The 17,100-nt window shown below is 39.0% G+C and carries 16 protein-coding genes; 7 read left to right on the top strand and 9 right to left on the bottom strand.

Going from position 1 to position 17,100, the window contains the following annotated elements; translation table 11 throughout:
* Window positions 1-74 precede the first annotated feature (74 nt).
* The 4 genes from NG55_RS06295 to NG55_RS06310 all read right to left on the bottom strand — a co-directional run bounded on the left by NG55_RS06295 (window position 75) and on the right by NG55_RS06310 (window position 3,570).
* Entirely contained in the window at window positions 75-1,946 is a 1,872-nt protein-coding gene (locus NG55_RS06295) for a non-contractile tail sheath protein (RefSeq protein WP_065342751.1), read from the bottom strand.
* 184 nt (window positions 1,947-2,130) lie between these two features.
* Window positions 2,131-2,787, bottom strand: coding sequence for a hypothetical protein (locus NG55_RS06300; RefSeq protein ID WP_065342752.1), 657 nt, complete (start codon window positions 2,785-2,787; stop codon window positions 2,131-2,133).
* Window positions 2,788-2,976: 189 nt separating this feature from the next.
* Window positions 2,977-3,282, bottom strand: a complete 306-nt coding sequence (locus tag NG55_RS06305) for a hypothetical protein (RefSeq protein ID WP_016540395.1) — start codon at window positions 3,280-3,282, stop codon at window positions 2,977-2,979.
* Between the two features lie 93 nt (window positions 3,283-3,375).
* Entirely contained in the window at window positions 3,376-3,570 is a 195-nt protein-coding gene (locus NG55_RS06310; RefSeq protein ID WP_023269952.1) for a hypothetical protein, read from the bottom strand.
* Window positions 3,571-4,231: 661 nt separating this feature from the next.
* On the opposite strand from NG55_RS06310, the gene gltS reads away from it, so the two are divergent.
* The gene (gene gltS, locus NG55_RS06315; protein WP_023269953.1) at window positions 4,232-5,461 is read left to right on the top strand and encodes a sodium/glutamate symporter; all 1,230 of its coding nucleotides are present in this window, start codon (window positions 4,232-4,234) and stop codon (window positions 5,459-5,461) included.
* Between the two features lie 232 nt (window positions 5,462-5,693).
* On the top strand, window positions 5,694-6,638 hold the full coding sequence (locus tag NG55_RS06320; protein WP_016540398.1) for a metal-dependent hydrolase: 945 nt from the start codon (window positions 5,694-5,696) through the stop codon (window positions 6,636-6,638).
* Window positions 6,639-6,667: 29 nt separating this feature from the next.
* Here the strand turns inward: NG55_RS06320 and NG55_RS06325 are convergent, their stop codons facing one another.
* A complete protein-coding gene (locus NG55_RS06325; protein ID WP_016540399.1) occupies window positions 6,668-7,030 on the bottom strand; it encodes a hypothetical protein in 363 nt (120 codons plus the stop codon).
* 212 nt (window positions 7,031-7,242) lie between these two features.
* On the bottom strand, window positions 7,243-7,428 hold the full coding sequence (locus NG55_RS06330) for a hypothetical protein (protein WP_065342753.1): 186 nt from the start codon (window positions 7,426-7,428) through the stop codon (window positions 7,243-7,245).
* A 207-nt stretch (window positions 7,429-7,635) separates the two neighbouring features.
* Between NG55_RS06330 and NG55_RS06335 the strand changes: the two genes are divergently transcribed.
* From NG55_RS06335 to gcvH, 4 genes are all read left to right on the top strand, one after another.
* On the top strand, window positions 7,636-9,483 hold the full coding sequence (locus tag NG55_RS06335) for an ABC transporter ATP-binding protein (protein ID WP_023269955.1): 1,848 nt from the start codon (window positions 7,636-7,638) through the stop codon (window positions 9,481-9,483).
* Window positions 9,483-9,923 carry a MaoC family dehydratase gene (locus NG55_RS06340; protein ID WP_065342754.1) on the top strand — a complete coding sequence of 147 codons (441 nt, stop codon included), beginning with the start codon at window positions 9,483-9,485 and terminating at the stop codon, window positions 9,921-9,923. The genes NG55_RS06335 and NG55_RS06340 overlap by 1 nt, the downstream gene beginning before the upstream one ends.
* 128 nt (window positions 9,924-10,051) lie before the next feature.
* Window positions 10,052-11,077, top strand: a complete 1,026-nt coding sequence (locus NG55_RS06345; protein ID WP_016540403.1) for an AraC family transcriptional regulator — start codon at window positions 10,052-10,054, stop codon at window positions 11,075-11,077.
* Window positions 11,078-11,157: 80 nt separating this feature from the next.
* On the top strand, window positions 11,158-11,532 hold the full coding sequence (gcvH, locus tag NG55_RS06350; RefSeq protein ID WP_005211933.1) for a glycine cleavage system protein GcvH: 375 nt from the start codon (window positions 11,158-11,160) through the stop codon (window positions 11,530-11,532).
* An 87-nt stretch (window positions 11,533-11,619) separates the two neighbouring features.
* Here the strand turns inward: gcvH and NG55_RS06355 are convergent, their stop codons facing one another.
* Both NG55_RS06355 and aspA read right to left on the bottom strand, forming a co-directional pair.
* Window positions 11,620-12,774 carry a lytic polysaccharide monooxygenase gene (locus NG55_RS06355; RefSeq protein WP_065342755.1) on the bottom strand — a complete coding sequence of 385 codons (1,155 nt, stop codon included), beginning with the start codon at window positions 12,772-12,774 and terminating at the stop codon, window positions 11,620-11,622.
* Between the two features lie 262 nt (window positions 12,775-13,036).
* Window positions 13,037-14,479 (bottom strand): aspartate ammonia-lyase, encoded by a 1,443-nt coding sequence (aspA, locus tag NG55_RS06360; protein ID WP_065342756.1) that lies wholly within the window; start codon window positions 14,477-14,479, stop codon window positions 13,037-13,039.
* Window positions 14,480-14,958: 479 nt separating this feature from the next.
* Here aspA and putP point away from each other — a divergent pair, with 479 nt between their 5' ends.
* Window positions 14,959-16,455: a sodium/proline symporter PutP gene (putP, locus tag NG55_RS06365; protein WP_065342757.1), complete on the top strand. Its 1,497-nt coding sequence runs from the start codon at window positions 14,959-14,961 to the stop codon at window positions 16,453-16,455.
* Window positions 16,456-16,499: 44 nt separating this feature from the next.
* Here putP and NG55_RS06370 read toward each other — a convergent pair whose 3' ends face one another.
* Window positions 16,500-16,991, bottom strand: coding sequence for an Lrp/AsnC ligand binding domain-containing protein (locus NG55_RS06370; RefSeq protein ID WP_004653132.1), 492 nt, complete (start codon window positions 16,989-16,991; stop codon window positions 16,500-16,502).
* Between the last annotated feature and the right edge of the window lie 109 nt (window positions 16,992-17,100).

Genomic DNA, 17,100 nt, shown 5'->3' on the forward strand with positions numbered 1-17,100 from the left:
AAATTCAGATAAATAGAAACTTTAGAGTAAAAGTGGCTTGGCAGTACAAGCCACTTTTATCATTTATGTAAAACTTACAAATAGATCTCAGGTGGATACGGCGTATCATCAGTCACAGGGGTATAGAGTGTATTTTCGACAAAGAAACCATTTGGTGCTTGAGCAATATCAATCGTTACAGAATCTTGCATGATTTGCGGATAAGCCCAGATCAACTGCTTCATCAGCCCCAAAGGGTTATTATTCTGCATATCTCCAAACACACGTTGCCAAATTGGAGTTCGATATGGCTTTTTCTTATCAAAGCCGTAAAGATGGGCAATCGAAGAATCAGGAACAAATCCGGCTAAATAAGCGACTTTATCCGCTGGATAGTCCAGATCTTGGCTTGGAATTTCAGCAACAGCTTGGTGCGCCAAATTTAATCGTGCCTCTAATATCCAGTCATAGGCCTCTGTCATCAGATAGTCAAAATTCGGGTAAGCATAGTGCTCTCGCGGAAAGTTAATATCGGTTGCCAAGGTTTCGATCGGTGTTCGAATGGTCGGGAAAAAAATCAATGGACAAACTTTAGCATTTGGGTATTTGGCTTTAATCACGGTTCGAATGTCTTGACAGGTTTGCCCTAATTTATTTTTTAACCAAGCTTTAAATTCATCATACGGCGTTCCAGTTTTATTTACTGCGTCATAGATCGTTCCCAAGTCTGGTGCATACAATCCAGTATCTGCATTAAAAGCCAGTTTAGTTGGATAATCATAGACACATGGTAAATCCGTACCCTGGTTATACCACCACCAAGGTTCACCAATTTGCATATTTACAGGACAGCCGCCTACAGCCATCGTATCAGCAAACTCAATAAACGCTTTATGTAGATAAGCAAGCGCATTTTGATCACACGGGCTAAAGAAATAACTTGGCGGTTCATATCCGGTACGGCCTAAATTACTGTTCCAATCCCGCTGTGCCCAGAATTCATTTGCGCCCAATGAGTACATTTCAAAACTGACACCAAATACAGGCTGCATCCCAGCATTTTGCAATGCTTGAGCAAAATGCTCATGCCATTTACGTGTACATGGATTTACAACAGCTTCATTGGTCACCAACGTATCTGGAATTTGCCATTTATGAATACTACTGTCCCAAGACATTTCAGGATACTTTGACATACCACAATAATGATTAATCAAACCGTGATAGCCCAAAGCCTGCAAATTATCGACCAAACGCTGTGGATTAAGATCGTAATGGTCGTCATAACTGGTACATAGGCCGTAATTATGTTGAGGCACAGACACTCGCTTTAGAGTAAGTTCGGCATTTGGGCCAGTAGTCACCGAATTAGTAACTCGGATATAACCCTCTTCGGCTTGGGCTAAAGGCTGGGTAGAATGCCCATTATAACTGCTCGTAAAACCTGAAAACGAAATTCGCTGAATATTGGTCACAGGAAAAGCATCTGTTGCCGCAAAGCCAGCTTTGACCGTATTCCAGTTAATATGAATATGTGCAGAGCGTGAAGCTGGTTGGTTGGCATAATTGAACAGAACAATATAGGCCACCTTATCTTCACCATTGGCCTGATATTGAACGGTTAGTGTTGGTGTCAAAGTAGGATTATTCAAGATCGGCATGGATGGAGACAACTCAATATCAAAATCCCAAATCACACCGGTGTAATCATATTTAGTTTCATAGGCGAGAAATTTATGGTCTTTTGCATCGTAAGAATCCCAAATCACTCCTGCTAAATCTGTCGTGGTTCGAGATCGAAATGATGCTTCAAAACCATTGGCATAATTGGTAATTGCAAACGACATAGTCTGCGGTCCATCAATACGCCAGTATTTCGGACTGAAACGATGAATAGCAGAAGTACCAACATTCAATACAGGAGATGTTTTTAAATTTTTTTGTTTATATTCAGAATTATGTGTCATTTGAAAATGCTCTAATTAATCATTGAGCTTTTATCTTAATTGATCACCATTTTTTAACTGTTTGCAAGCGTAAGTGCTGATCAAAACACCATCAGTTATATCGACTTTATGTAAATGCATATTTTCAATCAACAAAAAGGCCTATCCATAGATAAGCCTCAGGAGTTAATCATTCAGATCTTCATCAGAACAGATAGCGCATCCCCACTTTATAAGTCATCCCATCCATATCCAGCACATCAGCCGCGGTGCTATCACAAAAATAACCTGTACAGACATCTTTATAATTTTCAATATAAAGCCATTTGTAGCCTAGCCCAACATAAGCCGCAATATTTGATTGAATATAATGTCCGAGCTCAAACTCTATTGGTAATGTGACATAACGTAATTTGACATCATAGTCATCAGCTTTCAGCCACGCATATCCCACACCAATACTTGCATTTGCATAGCTATTGTTATGATCGTAAAAGGTGTAGCCTCCTTTCACATTAATCTCAGTACTTTTCCAATCCGCATTTTTTTGATAATTCAGGCCAAATGTTGAACTAAGTGTATCTAAAGCTGTAAATGTCACACCTGTACCAAAACCATTGAGCTTTTCATGTCCATCGACTTCATCTGATTTTAATCTTGAGCCATAATATTCAGCGAATATCGAGGTTTGAATACCACTCCTGCTTTCACTACGATAGTGCTGCTCTGTTTGCGGAGCTACCGTCAGCTCGCCTAGTGCCTGAGGTGCTCCGTAATTGACTTGTAGTGGTGTATCCGCACATGCATTTATAGTCATTAAACATGTAACGAAACCTATGACCCCAACGAATATTGTTTTCATCCGAATACCTATTTTTATTTGAATTTAAGAGCTTAGAGGATAATTTATTTTTTATTTTTAAAAAATCATTTTTATTTAAATAACTCCGATAAAAATTAAAACCCGATATCTGGTCAAGCCATTTATCGGGTGAATATGATTATTTATATTTTATTTAGCATGTTCTGCTGTTTGAGCTCATTGATTCAACTATTTTGCATAGAGATCTTGATACAAGTTTTTAGATACCCAGTCGATAAAAGCAGTTTTATGATGAAATGAGGGTGTATTAAACAGATTAAGATCTAATTCAAAGTGATCAAAATTCAGTAATTTATAAATACCACCACCTAAAGGGATTAAATTCGTATGAGGATATTTCATCGCTTTTAAAGCATTCGTTAAAAACTGTGCTTTGGTTTGTACCTCACTGTTTTTATAAGATTGGTAGCTGGTGGAATGTATGAATAATTCATATTCTCGGCCTAGATTTTGTCTTATCTGAGAAATAACCACTTCAATCTCCTGAGTCATGGGAAATATTTTTATATCACAGAAATCAAAAAAGCCCATCTTTTGACGAGCTTTTATTCAATTAAACTGTAATTTTTAGTGAACGTTTAACTCATCGTCTCGTGCAACAATCACAGAGGTTAGCATTGGAATACCCAAGATAATTGGGACTACAATAATCCATAAATCCGTTGTTAACTTACTCGAAAAAAAGAAATGTATAACGAGAGCAGCCAAAACCAATACCGCAAACAAAACACCTATGAAGCGCATTGCAAATTTAACCAGCATTTTGGATTCCTTATGATTCTAATAGTTATAAACAGTATACGCCTACTCTATGTAGTTATAGCATTTTCTTTTTCTATTGCACTATAAAACGCAGATATACATCTTGCATTAAAAATGCTCGACAAAGTGGGCTGTTTAATAGCGATATTTCGCCTCATTCCCCCAATGAAAAGCTAATTACAATTTAAACGTTCTGATGCATTTGAGATGCTACTTTTCAGTGAACTTAAATTTAGAAGCAACTGATTGATCATTTTTTTAAAATTTGACCTGCGAGTATAGGCCATTGTTTAACTTACGCTGCGAGCTAGAGCAGTACACTTAAAAGTGCTTGATTCATCTTTATTGCATTAACATGCGCGATAAATGAATAAAAAATATTCGCTTGAACGATTAGCACTTAAAAACAAAAAGTCTTGCAAACTATACCATATATTCAATACAACCAAATGTAACCTGAAATAAACAACCATTAAATTAAATGCTTAAATTTACTGGAATTTTACGCTTTGTTTAATCAAATACGTTGTAGCTACAGCTTAGACATGGAAATGTATAATTGTTAACCAGATCACATATTTTAAAGCTGATTTTTTTAATTTAATCTAGCTCTCTCAGAGCGCCTTTTGCTCTCTCGACGGTTCATATTTTAAGGATATCTATGGATTTCATACTTAATCCAACATATACGCTCATGCTAGCGGTGTTGGTTCTCTATGTCGGACGCATTTTAAATAAGCACATCCCCTTTTTAACCAAATACAATATCCCTGAACCAGTGGCAGGTGGTTTGGTCGGTGCAATTATTTTTTATTTGATTCATCAATTTGCGGGTTATACCATTTCGGTCAATAAGCCAATGCAAGATACATTCATGCTTATGTTTTTTGCATCGATTGGTTTGAGTGCTAATTTTGCCAAACTTAAGGAAGGTGGCAAGCCTTTAATTATCTTCTTAATTGCCATTTCCTTCTTTGTCATCATTCAAAATGGTGTCGGCATGGCAATTGCTTCTGCCGTTGGTCTTGATCCATTAATGGGGGTTGTTGCAGGTTCAATTGCTTTGGTGGGTGGTTTAGGCACTGCTGGAGCATGGGGACCAATTTTTGAGACCAAATATGCCGTTGAAGGTGCTTTACCAATGGGCATTGCAAGTGCGACCTTCGGAATGGTCGTTGGTGGTTTAATGGGAGGACCATTAGCCCGTTATCTCATTCGTAAACACAACCTAGCGTCACCATTAAAAGCGGAAGTTCGTGAGGAAAATAAAGACGCACCGCTTACTGATAGTGAGTACACATTCGAAGCACCACAAAAAGTTCGCTTAATCACTGCGGATAATGCCATTGTCACTTTAGGTATGTTTGCCTTTGCTTTGGCTTTTGCTGAAACCATGAAAAACCTAACCATTGGTACTGCAATTGAATTACCAACTTTTGTATGGGCATTGGGTGGTGGTATTCTTCTACGTAATATCTTGGAAACTGGCCTTAAACAAGAAATCTTTGATCGCTCGATAGATGTCTTTGGCAATACAGCGCTGGCGTTATTTTTAGCAATGGCATTGGTTTCATTGAAACTTTGGCAACTGGCTGATCTTGCAATTCCAATGATTATTTTGTTGATTGCTCAGTCTATTGCAATGTGGGTATTTGCGGTTTATGTTTCCTTCCGCGTTATGGGTAAAAACTACGATTCAGCGGTGTTGGCTTCTGGCCTGTGTGGTTTTGGTATGGGGGCAACGCCAAATGCGATTGCAAATATGCAAGCAATTACCAATATGTATGGTCCATCGCATAAAGCATTTTTGATCGTTCCTCTTGTCGGTGCATTCTTTATTGACCTAGTGAACGTTGTTGTTATTCAAACGATCTTACAAATCTTTGGTTAATCGCTAAAACAAAGCAATGACGACTTAATTAAGTGTCTTAAAGCCATATCTTCAAAAGATGTGGCTTTTTTATATATAGTTTTTAAACCTCGATTCAGCAAAAAGCATAATGTTTGTCCTTAAAACCAATTGAAACCCTGTTTTTGTCCTATATGCACATGGCGCACATTTTTACTCAATGCTAAAAATTACGTATTCAATTTGATTTGTAATTTTATATCGGGTGACATGTATGATCACAGAAAATCATCAACTTAAAGCAAGAAAAGTACATTTCGATTTTTCTGAATCTTCCGTCTGCTGGATGCAGAATGATCCTTTATGCTCACATATTGCCAATGGGATTAACATGCTGTTGCCTGCGGGTGAATTTTGGTTCTGCCGTGTGTTTAACAAGACAATTCCCTATATTTCAGATGAAAAACTCAAACAAGAAGTGATTGGCTTTGTCCGTCAAGAAGCAGCTCATGCCCGTGCCCATGAGAAAGCCCAAGATTTCTTAAGAGAAAATGGCTATGACATCCAAGATCCATTAAATCGTGCTCACTTTATTTTTAATATTCTTCTCGGGGACAAACCCTTAGGAGTACCCTTTCTCAAGGGTGAGAAGTTGGAGGAATACTGGTTACTGTTTCGCGTTGGTGTTATTGCTGCAATCGAGCACTTTACTGGAACGATTGGACAATGGACACTCGATAGTAAGTCTTGGGATACAGCAGATCCAGCCATGACCGATTTGTTTCGTTGGCACCTTGCAGAAGAAGTTGAGCACCGTTGTGTAGCCTATGACCTTTTTGAACATCTACTCACAAACAAATTTGGTTTTTATGTCTCTCGTCAAGTGATCATGATGGGTGTGTTCCCTCTGTTTATTTACTTCCTTGCAGATTTTGCACGTAGCCTTGGACAGCAAGATCTAGAACATCAAGAGATCCAAAAATTAATGCGCCGCGGATTCTTTAGCTTTATTCGTGAGTTCGAAAAAACGGCAACGCAAACTGATAACCTCCCCACCATAAAGTACTTATGGAAAGCAACTTTACGCTGGGTGTCGCCAAAATTTAATCCGATCCATGAAGGTGATACCGAGCAAGCATTGGCTTATATGGCTCGTTCACCTGCAGTACAATATTTTGAACAGACGACGCAAAGTTCAAACAAAACCACATTAAGCTAGTTTTTTAATTCAATAAAAAACCTCATTATTCAACATGGATATGGGGTTTTTTTTAACTCATTTTTCAATGCTAAATAATTTTTTTGCGCTTCATTTTGAGTAAATACAAACTCATTTTTCTCCATAATGCTTTCAGTAGCACCTTGCATATAGTGCTGATAATCTGAATAACGCTCAATAATCAACTTATGTAGATTTACTTTACTTTTTTCAACTAAACATTGTTTTTGCTTTGCTTTTAGTTGTTCGATGCCCGATTTTTCCTTGCCTCTCAAACCATATTCAAATTGAATTTGATCATCTATAGATTTGAAATAAACATCAGATAAATTAACGTAATCATCTTTAAAGTTTTTAGCATCTGCTGTACGACATATACCGAATAAAAACATAAGTATAACTATAGATATTATTTTCATCACCGTTTCTATATATATTAATTTTCACTTATTATAACATCATATTGAACAAAAAACCGCCTCAAAATAAAACACCAATACCTTTAAAAATACAAAACAAAGCATGAAGAATAACTAAATAAAAATCTTATTTAACCTTCGCCTATTTGAAATAACTACATTTAATTATAAGACAAACTTTCTAATCAAAAATCAATCTCAATCTTCTCTATAATGGATGAAGCCACATCTAATGCACCTTTCCCCATCTCAACAACAATTTCAACTAAATCGACTGGATTAAGATCAATTGAATTTACCGTCGAATTCTGTTGTTGCTGTTCTGTTTCTAATTGCTCTAGTTCATCTACTGGATTATTGGTGTTATTCACTTTTTTCTACCTCTACAATGATGGATGATTGACCTTACAAATAAATATCATATGCTTAAGATAAAACTTTGTGAATTCTAGAAATGATTTTGTTTATGGCATAAAAGACATGCTTATCATTTATGTTCTTTTACCGACTCCAACTCGCTTTTCTGTTATCCTAACAAGGTGAGCTGAATCGTACTGTAGAACTAGAGGAAAAGCGGCATGCTACAATGGTTTGAAAAATTAGTTGATCCCTATCCAACGAAAGACTTAAACAAACCATTACCCACCACTTTCTTTGCTTTCGTTTGGCAAGCAACCAAAGGAATTCGCCCTTACCTTTTTATCTTAATTGCATGTACGGCAGCTGCAGCCAGTTTTGAAGCATTATTTTTCTCCTATATCGGAAAATTGGTCGATTGGCTGACACAAAGTCAACCCAGTACTTTCTTAGCGAATAACCAACAAAATTTAACCATCCTCATCAGTATCCTCTTTGCCAATATTTTCTTTGTCAGCCTGCAATCTGTGGTGAAGCATCAGGTGCTATTCAGCAACTTTCCGATGCGTATGCGTTGGCGCTTCCATAACTTGTTACTACAACAAAGCTTAGATTTCTTCCATACCGACTTCGCAGGGCGTCTATCTGCAAAGGTCATGCAAACGGCTTTGGCTGTACGCGAATTCTGGATGATTTTAGGCGATATGCTGGTTTATGTACTGATCTACTTCATTACGATTAGTGTGGTCTTAGGCTCCATTTCTCCTGTACTGATTATTCCTTTAATGTTATGGCTGGTTTTTTTTATAGTAATTGCCAGTTATTTTATCCCCCGTTTAGGTAAGATTTCCAAAAAACAAGCAGATTCACGTGCGGTCATGACAGGTCGTATAACCGATGCTTATACCAATATCCAAACCGTAAAGCTTTTTGCGCATGCAGGCCGTGAAAGCCAATATGCCAAAGAATCCATGCAAGAGTTTATGGTTACGGTTTATAAGCAAATGCGCTTAGGGGTCAAATACGAAATCAGCATTCGTTTACTCAGCGCATTTCTATACATTGGTGTCATTGGCACTTCAGTTTGGTTATGGACACAAGGACAAGCGGCGATTGGTGTCATTGCCGCAACTACGGCGATGGTACTGAAGTTAGACAGTATGGCTGAATTTTTAATGTGGCATGTCACCATGCTATTTGAAAATGTCGGCACCATTCAGGATGGTATGTCAACTTTAGGGAAACAGATCCAGATCCAAGACAAGAAAGATGCGACTGAATTGAAAGTTCAGCATGGTGAAATTCGATTTGAGGATGTGAGCTTTGCCTATAACCAAAAAAATGTGATTGAGCATTTTAATTTGACCATCAAACCTGGTGAAAAAATTGGCGTTGTTGGTCGTTCTGGTGCTGGTAAATCAACATTAATTCAATTACTGCTTCATTTTTACAATATCAACCAAGGTCGTATTCTGATTGATGGTCAAAATATTCATGATGTTACTCAAGACAGCTTACGCGCCAATATTGCGCTAGTCACGCAAGATACTTCTTTATTACACCGTACTGTTGCTGAAAATATTAAATATGGGCGTCCAAATGCGACTGAGGCTGAAGTGCAACTCGCAGTGAAAAAAGCCAGAGCAGAAGAATTCATTCCACAACTGACAGATCAAAAAGGACGTGTTGGATTTGACGCCTATGTCGGTGAGCGTGGTGTGAAGCTCTCTGGTGGACAACGCCAGCGGATTGCGATTTCACGTGTTTTTCTCAAAGATGCCCCTATTCTGATTTTAGATGAAGCCACCAGTGCACTGGATTCGGAAGTCGAAGCTGCAATCCAAAGCAGTTTAAATGACTTGATGGTTGGCAAAACGGTGATTGCAATTGCGCATCGTTTATCTACTATTGCTCAAATGGATCGCCTGATTGTGCTTGACCAAGGCCGAATTGCTGAGCAAGGCACACATGAGGAACTGATTGCGAACGATGGCTTGTATGCACAGTTATGGAAACGCCAAACGGGTGGCTTTTTAGTTGAACAACGAGTGACTCAGGACACAGAATAATGTTGTATTTAGAAGATTTAAGTATTGGTGATCGCTTCACCAGCCGTGAATATGAAATGACGCTTGCAGAAGTAAAGCAATTTGCTGGGCAATATGACCCACAACCCTTCCATCTTGATGAAGTTGCTGCAACAGAACATCCTATCTTTCAAGGTTTAGCGGCAAGTGGCTGGCATACCTCCGCTGTAACCATGCGCTTATGGACAGAGTGTTTTCCAGTTGCTGGTGGGTTGTTAGGTACCGAATCAAGCCTACGCTGGCCGCGTCCAACCCGTGTTGGTGATAAAATTCATGTTGAGATTGAAATTACTGCAATTGTGCCATCTAAAACAAAAAATGATCGTGGTATCGTCAGCTACGTAACACAAGCTTTGAACCAACATGGGGATGTGCTATTAATATCGACAACCAAAATTATGGTCTTTAGAAAACCAACTTGATTCTTGAACATTCGGTGACTCTTTTGTCCAACAATTTTTATGATTGATTATTTTATTTCATGTAAAGATGTTTAAGACTTAAATGTTTAAAAGATATTGGCAAAATTGATGAGCGCCACGGAAAGCACATGAAAACAACCTCAACTCGTCAAGATCAAGGAATACCAGGCGTTTATGGCTTATTGCTCTTGGACGTCGTTTCGCGCTGGGGATATAGCGACGAAACATTGTTTGCACCGTTTCACTTAACTAGCGAACAACTGGCTGATCCAAATTATCGAATTCCAACACCGATTGCGAATGAATTGGTCAAGCATTCTTTGCGTCTTACCGGTGAAAGCACATTGGGCTTTCATCTAGGAACGCAGATGCGTATTTCCATTCATGGCTTTATTGGCTATGCCATTATGACGGCACATGACATTACCGATGCCATTGCATTAGCAAGCCGGTTTATTCAGTTACGTCTTCCCTTTTTACAGTTATATTTCTCTACTTTCGGCCCTAAAGCAACTTTACAACTACAATGTGATATTGAAGTTGAGCCATTACGCACTGAAATTATTCTAGGTCTGACCATTGGTATTATGACCATGGCCAAAGCTCTCACAGGCATTGAAGATTTGAGGGGTGAAGTTGATCTGGACTTTGCTGAACCAGCTGGTTTTGAAAAATATAAAGATCGATTAACCAGTACAGTACGTTTTAATCAGCCGCATCTGATTTCAAGCTTCGATAAAAAATATCTCGGCTTAAAAATGGTCAATGCAGATCCAATTGCCAGCCAGATTGCGATTAATCAATGTGAAACTGAACTCTCTGCACTGGGTGAACGTCGTCGTTTAGCTATGCGGGTTCGTGATATTTTAACCAATTCAGAACAGCATTATCTGAGTATTGAAAGTGTGGCTGAACGCTTACACATGTCAGATCGGACCTTGAAACGCCAATTGGCTGCGGAAGGCACGTCCTTCTCTACGCTCGTGGATGAAGTCCGTTATCGTCATGCAACCTCTTTGCTATCTCGTACCGATTATAGTTTGGAACAAATTGCAGACGAACTCGGTTATTCGGATGTCGCGAATTTCAGCCGTGCCTTTAAACGCTGGAGTGGTCGTAGCCCAAGTAACTGGCGTAAAGACCCATACTTATAAGTTCACGAAAGCTTTTGTTTTTGTTGAAAAGCATGTATAAACCAAATAAAAATCATACGACAGATTGTTAAGGAGTTGTCATGAATCATCCAGCAGAATTGAAATATGCACGTACGCATGAGTGGGTAAGAATTGAGGGTGACCTCGTTGTCACGGGGATTACTGACCATGCACAAGATGAGTTGGGTGATTTAGTCTATGTGGAAACCCCAGAAGTGGGTAGCCATGTCACCGCAACCGAACAAGCAGGTATTGTTGAGTCAGTTAAAACAGCTTCTGATATTCACGCACCTGTGTCTGGAACCGTGGTTGAAGTGAATACTGATCTTGAAGATGATCCTGATTTTGTCAATGACGAGCCGTATGGTAAGGGTTGGATCTATAAGATTAAGCCAGACAATATGGCTGATGTTGAAAAATTGCTTTCAAATAGCGAATACGAATCAGGTTTATAATTTTTATAAATCAGACCGACCTATTTGGATTGGGATATTTAAAAACCGAGTTATTGCTAACTCGGTTTTTTATTACTTGGACTTACACTATTTCACGAGAATCCAAGCATCCTGCCAGTTCGAGCCTGTGCCAGGTACATATTGATGTGCTTGAATGCTACACCAACCACTATAAGGAAATGGCTTACACTGATAAATACGTCCATCGCTGCTCAATACTTTGCTACCTGCTTTATATGTAGCAATATTCTTCGGATAAACAAAATCATAAGTCCCTCCACTGATCGGGGCACGCTCAATTTTGATTTCAACACGCTGAATACCGCTATTTAAACTACTATAAACATCATTTTTTCCACTTACAGCTACAATCTCACCCTGTGCATTTTTAACCCCTGCGCGTAAAGCACTATGCTCTCGATTAATGGCTTCTGCCAATAAGCGAGGCCAAACATTTCGATTGCCATTGGCAGTACTGGTAATCCGTAATTCTGTTTTTAAATTTGGATTTTCGCCATTCATATCAAAGACACGTGTTGATACACGATCATTCTCTACTAAATCATCAAGCGGATTGATATCACCGATATCGTTCCAGCTTTGAACTGGTTTTGGGGGTTGCGGATCGACTGGTGTAGTTGGGTTGCCTGAACCGACATTTACATCAATGACATTATAAAAGGCATTACTGGTATCTCCGATATCCCATACCGCGAGAATGACATGATAGCCACTGCGGTCAGCAGGCACGTGACAACGGTGTGTGACCACACTGGCAGGCTTTTGGTATTTGCCATCTACTGTACAAAAGGGATTGAGATCAAAAGAACTACGAGCCAAAGCTGCTGAAGAATTCCAGCCTTGCTTAGTGATGAAATAACGCCAGCCTTGAGTCACATGTTGTGCAGTAAATTGCCAAGTAAAGTCATTTGCACCTGTGGGCAAATTTGTTTTGACCCATCGTGTCGGTGATTGTGCATTTAATTCTGAAAATTGACTCAAATTCGCATTGGCAATTTGACCATCAGGTGGCCCAGACTGCGGAAAACCTTTCGGAGCTTCTAAACTTTGCGGCTCCCACACAATGCTGCCACATTGAATATTCTTATTTAACTTACAGGCATAGGCTCGAGATTCTGGTTTCAGTACATAGCCATGTGCAAAAGCCAATGAAGGTACGATAGGCAGTACCAATATTCCAATCGAGATTAAACTGCGTCTAATAAAGTGATGCATCATCATTCTTCTACCTTTGTCATTTCAGTTATTTATTGTTGTTAAGCATTGGTGTTCTAAAGACACCTCTTAGACCATAGGTGAGCCGTCTAGACAAGACAACTCCCTACGCTGTAATAATCTGTAATATGCCAGTTGACTTGATCACAGGAATAAAAGCTTATGACGACCCGATCAAATATTTTCACGAATCCATTAATTCTCAGTGCAATCAAAAAAAGCCCAATTCGATTTGAACTGGGCTTTTTCACAACTGGATTTTCAGGATTTAAGCGACATAGTCCACTTGAATGCCATCGACTTCTGAAACCAAGTTTTCAAAAGAGAAAATCTCATCCAGTTGGACTTGAGTCAGTAACCCACGCTCTAAAACCACCTCTTGAATGGTTTTATTTTGAGCAATACATTGTTTACCAATTTCATCACATAAAGCATGACCCAAGAGCGGATCAAGTAAAGTGATAATCCCCACACTACGCATGACTGCATCATGGCATGCTTGTTCGTTTGCTTTGATGCCACGCACACACTTTTCATCCAAGCTTAGAATGGCATGTGTCAATAATTCAATCGATTCATTCAATGAAATTGCAATCACAGGTTCCATCACATTGAGTTGTAATTGCCCCGCTTCTGCCGCAAAAGTAATGGTTAAATCATTACCAATCACTTTAAATGCAATCTGATTGACCACTTCAGGAATCACAGGATTTACTTTTGCTGGCATGATCGAAGAACCGGCCTGCAATTCAGGTAACTGAATTTCACCTAATCCTGTACGTGGACCTGAACTCAGTAAACGTAAGTCATTACTGATTTTTGAAAGCTTGCACGCAAGACGCTTTAAGGCGCTCGATAAAATGATGAATACACCACAGTCGCTGGTTGCTTCAACATAATCTTCCGCACCCACTAGATTCAAGCCTGTAATTTCTTTTAAACATGAAACGGCTTTGATGGCATAACCTTTTGGTGTATTTACACCAGTGCCAATTGCGGTCGCGCCCAAATTCACTTCAAGCAATAATTCACGAGTCCGTTTGATTAAACGTACATCTTCTTTTAATAAAGTTGAAAAAGCACGGAACTCTTGCCCCAACGTCATGGGCACCGCATCTTGTAATTGAGTGCGCCCCATCTTTAACACATAACGAAACTCGATCGCCTTGTTTTCAAATGAGGTAATTAGCTTGTCCATTTGTGTGAACAAAGCATCTAAAGAACAGTAGGTTGATAGACGAAGCGCTGTTGGGTATACGTCATTGGTCGATTGGGATTTATTGACATGATCATTGGGATGGATCACCTCATATTTACCTTTTTGATGACCTAATGACTCCAACGCAATGTTGGCAATCACTTCATTGGTGTTCATATTAATTGAAGTGCCCGCTCCACCTTGATAAATATCAATTGGGAAGGAATCTTGCCATTTTTCTGTATCAGTGATGAGCACATCACAGGCATGTTGAATTGCCAGACTTTGAGTTTCAGTGAGTTTGCCAAAGCTTAAATTCGCTTGAGCCGAGGCTTTTTTTACCTGTGCTAAAGCGCGGATAAAATAAGCATTTTGCCCAACTTTTTGTGAGGAGATCTTAAAATTTTCAATGGCGCGTAGAGTATGAATTCCATAATAACATTCTGCTGGAACTTCTTTCGCACCGAGCAAATCATGCTCTATTCTTATCGTTGCCGTTTGAACCGTTTCCACTTTCCATTTCTCTCAGACAATGCACCCTAATGGTGCAATGGATTAATATGAAAGATTGCAACTGACTTTTCATTAGCAAAAGCGCTTAAGATTATATTTTTTTATAATGGTATTTCTCTAGATTGTAGCTTTTGTAACTTTATATGTCTGAATTTTTGCCTAGTTTTTAACTGAATCAACTTAATCTACAGATGTACATTTTATGAATTGTAACTTCTGTATACATTTTGAGTTTTTTTTGAACATTACCTATTCATATTTTGATGAAAAAAAACCCTATTTTTTGAATTAAAAAATTAAGATTCATACACTTATTTTAAATTACACAAAACATACAAATTAAATACATAAACATAACAGTATTTTAAAAATCATTTGTGCTTGAATCTGTGACCTTATCAATCCCAAGAATAGTCAATGATTTTTTAGCTATTCAGGTGTGATTGCAAATTATGGATATGTAAGGACAGGCATCCATTATGAATTTTTCTAATCCCACAGTTGTTGTATTCGTGGTCTATATCCTGGCCATGCTTGGCATCGGTTTATACGCCTATTTTTCTACCAAAAACCTTGACGATTATATTCTTGGAGGCCGAAGTCTAGGCAGTTTTGTAACCGCTTTATCTGCGGGCGCATCAGACATGAGTGGTTGGTTACTCATGGGTTTACCTGGCGCTATTTACTTAACTGGCTTATCTGAATCGTGGATTGCCATCGGTTTAATTATTGGTGCATGGCTAAACTGGTATTTGGTTGCAGGACGTTTACGTGTACACACTGAAGTACAAAACAATGCCCTCACCTTACCAGATTATTTTACTGGTCGTTTTGATGATCAGAAGAAAATCTTACGCGTCACATCTGCATTGATTATTCTTGTTTTCTTTGCGATTTATTGTGCTTCTGGCATGGTCGCTGGTGCACGTTTATTCGAAACATTATTCCATTTGCCGTATAGCACAGCCTTATGGTTAGGTGCTTTTGCAACCATTGGTTATGTTTGTATCGGTGGTTTCCTTGCAATCAGCTGGACTGATACTTTCCAAGCAGGCTTAATGATTTTTGCATTATTGCTGCTTCCAATCGTGACCTACATGTCTTTAGGCATTGGTATGGAAGAGTTTACTGCGGTTGTTGAAAGTGTACGTCCACATGCATTTGATTTTGCGACAAACTTAAGCGTTGTTGCGATTCTTTCTGCTGCAGCTTGGGGTCTCGGCTATTTTGGTCAACCGCATATCCTTGTCCGCTTTATGGCAGCTGATTCAGTAAAATCAATTCCAGCTGCACGCCGTATTGGCATGACCTGGATGATTTTATGCTTAGCAGGTGCAGTGGGTTCGGGCTTTATCGGCATTGCTTATTTCCAAATGCATCCTGAATTTGCAGCAGCAGTAACAGCTAACCCTGAAACGGTATTTATGGAACTCACCAAGATCCTATTCAACCCTTGGGTTGTGGGTGTGATCCTTGCTGCGATTCTATCTGCAATCATGAGTACGTTAAGCTGTCAGCTTCTGGTATGTTCAAGTGCTTTAACCGAAGATTTGTACAAAGGCTTTATCCGTAAAAATGCATCTCAGAAAGAGTTGGTTTGGATTGGTCGTGCAATGGTGATTGCAGTTGCGATGCTTGCCCTCGTTCTTGCACAAAACCCTGAGAGTAAAGTTCTTGGCTTAGTTGCTTATGCTTGGGCTGGTTTTGGTGCGGCATTTGGTCCATTGATTATTCTTTCATTGTTCTGGAAACGTATGACGTTAAACGGTGCATTGGTGGGTATGATTGTGGGTGCTTTGACTGTAATCCTATGGAAAAACTTCTTCGGTTACACGGGCATCTATGAAATTATTCCAGGTTTCGTTTTTGCCTTGATCAGCATCGTTGTAGTGAGCTTACTTGGTAAAGCACCAAATGCTGCTGTAACCAGTCGCTTTGAACAAGCTGATGAAATCTATGCACGTGAAATGAAATAATTCTGATAAAAATTTAAGGGGCTTTCGAGCCCCTTTTCTTTTAGTTAAAATTTTGTTTTTGATTTAATTTTTATTTTAGAGCTGTCTTTTACCACCTGCATCACAGGATAACTGCGTGTTTCCTTCACACCCGGGAGTTGCCACAATATTTGCCCAGCAATACGGCGAAACTCCTCCATTCCGGCACTCCGCAGCTTAATCAAGAAATCAAACCCACCACTGACCATATGGCATTCCACGATCTCAGGATATTGCGTCACCGCATCAATAAAATCATCCAGAACATGCGGTGTAGTCTTATCAAGTAACACTTCCACGAACACTAAAAAGTTCGCATTCAGCTTATTCGGATTAAGCTTTGCCTCATATCCCAAGATAAATTCATCCTTGGTCAGCTTCTGAACACGTGCCATCACCGCAGTCGGTGAAAGGTTCACTAATTCTGCCAATTTACTATTAGAAATTCTCCCATCTGCTTGAAGAATATCCAGAATTTTTAGATCGGTTCGATCTAGTGTATAAATAGGGCCATTCAACTGAATTTTCCTCTAAAAAATGGGTAAATTATAGTGAGTTACTCGGGATTTATTCTGTAATCATAAATTATCTAAACCTCTCTACTCAATATGTTCTAGAGATTGTTAT

This window comes from Acinetobacter gyllenbergii (assembly GCF_001682515.1).
In the GTDB taxonomy this organism is placed as follows: domain Bacteria; phylum Pseudomonadota; class Gammaproteobacteria; order Pseudomonadales; family Moraxellaceae; genus Acinetobacter; species Acinetobacter gyllenbergii.

Excerpts from the sequence above, each read along its gene's own strand:
- NG55_RS06295 (WP_065342751.1), bottom strand. The coding sequence starts at position 1,946 with ATGACACATAATTCTGAATATAAACAAAAAAATTTAAAAACATCTCCT.
- NG55_RS06300 (WP_065342752.1), bottom strand. The coding sequence starts at position 2,787 with ATGAAAACAATATTCGTTGGGGTCATAGGTTTCGTTACATGTTTAATG.
- NG55_RS06310 (WP_023269952.1), bottom strand. The coding sequence starts at position 3,570 with ATGCTGGTTAAATTTGCAATGCGCTTCATAGGTGTTTTGTTTGCGGTA.
- gltS (WP_023269953.1), top strand. The coding sequence starts at position 4,232 with ATGGATTTCATACTTAATCCAACATATACGCTCATGCTAGCGGTGTTG.
- NG55_RS06320 (WP_016540398.1), top strand. The coding sequence starts at position 5,694 with ATGATCACAGAAAATCATCAACTTAAAGCAAGAAAAGTACATTTCGAT.
- NG55_RS06325 (WP_016540399.1), bottom strand. The coding sequence starts at position 7,030 with ATGTTTTTATTCGGTATATGTCGTACAGCAGATGCTAAAAACTTTAAA.
- NG55_RS06335 (WP_023269955.1), top strand. The coding sequence starts at position 7,636 with ATGCTACAATGGTTTGAAAAATTAGTTGATCCCTATCCAACGAAAGAC.
- NG55_RS06340 (WP_065342754.1), top strand. The coding sequence starts at position 9,483 with ATGTTGTATTTAGAAGATTTAAGTATTGGTGATCGCTTCACCAGCCGT.
- NG55_RS06345 (WP_016540403.1), top strand. The coding sequence starts at position 10,052 with ATGAAAACAACCTCAACTCGTCAAGATCAAGGAATACCAGGCGTTTAT.
- gcvH (WP_005211933.1), top strand. The coding sequence starts at position 11,158 with ATGAATCATCCAGCAGAATTGAAATATGCACGTACGCATGAGTGGGTA.
- NG55_RS06355 (WP_065342755.1), bottom strand. The coding sequence starts at position 12,774 with ATGATGATGCATCACTTTATTAGACGCAGTTTAATCTCGATTGGAATA.
- putP (WP_065342757.1), top strand. The coding sequence starts at position 14,959 with ATGAATTTTTCTAATCCCACAGTTGTTGTATTCGTGGTCTATATCCTG.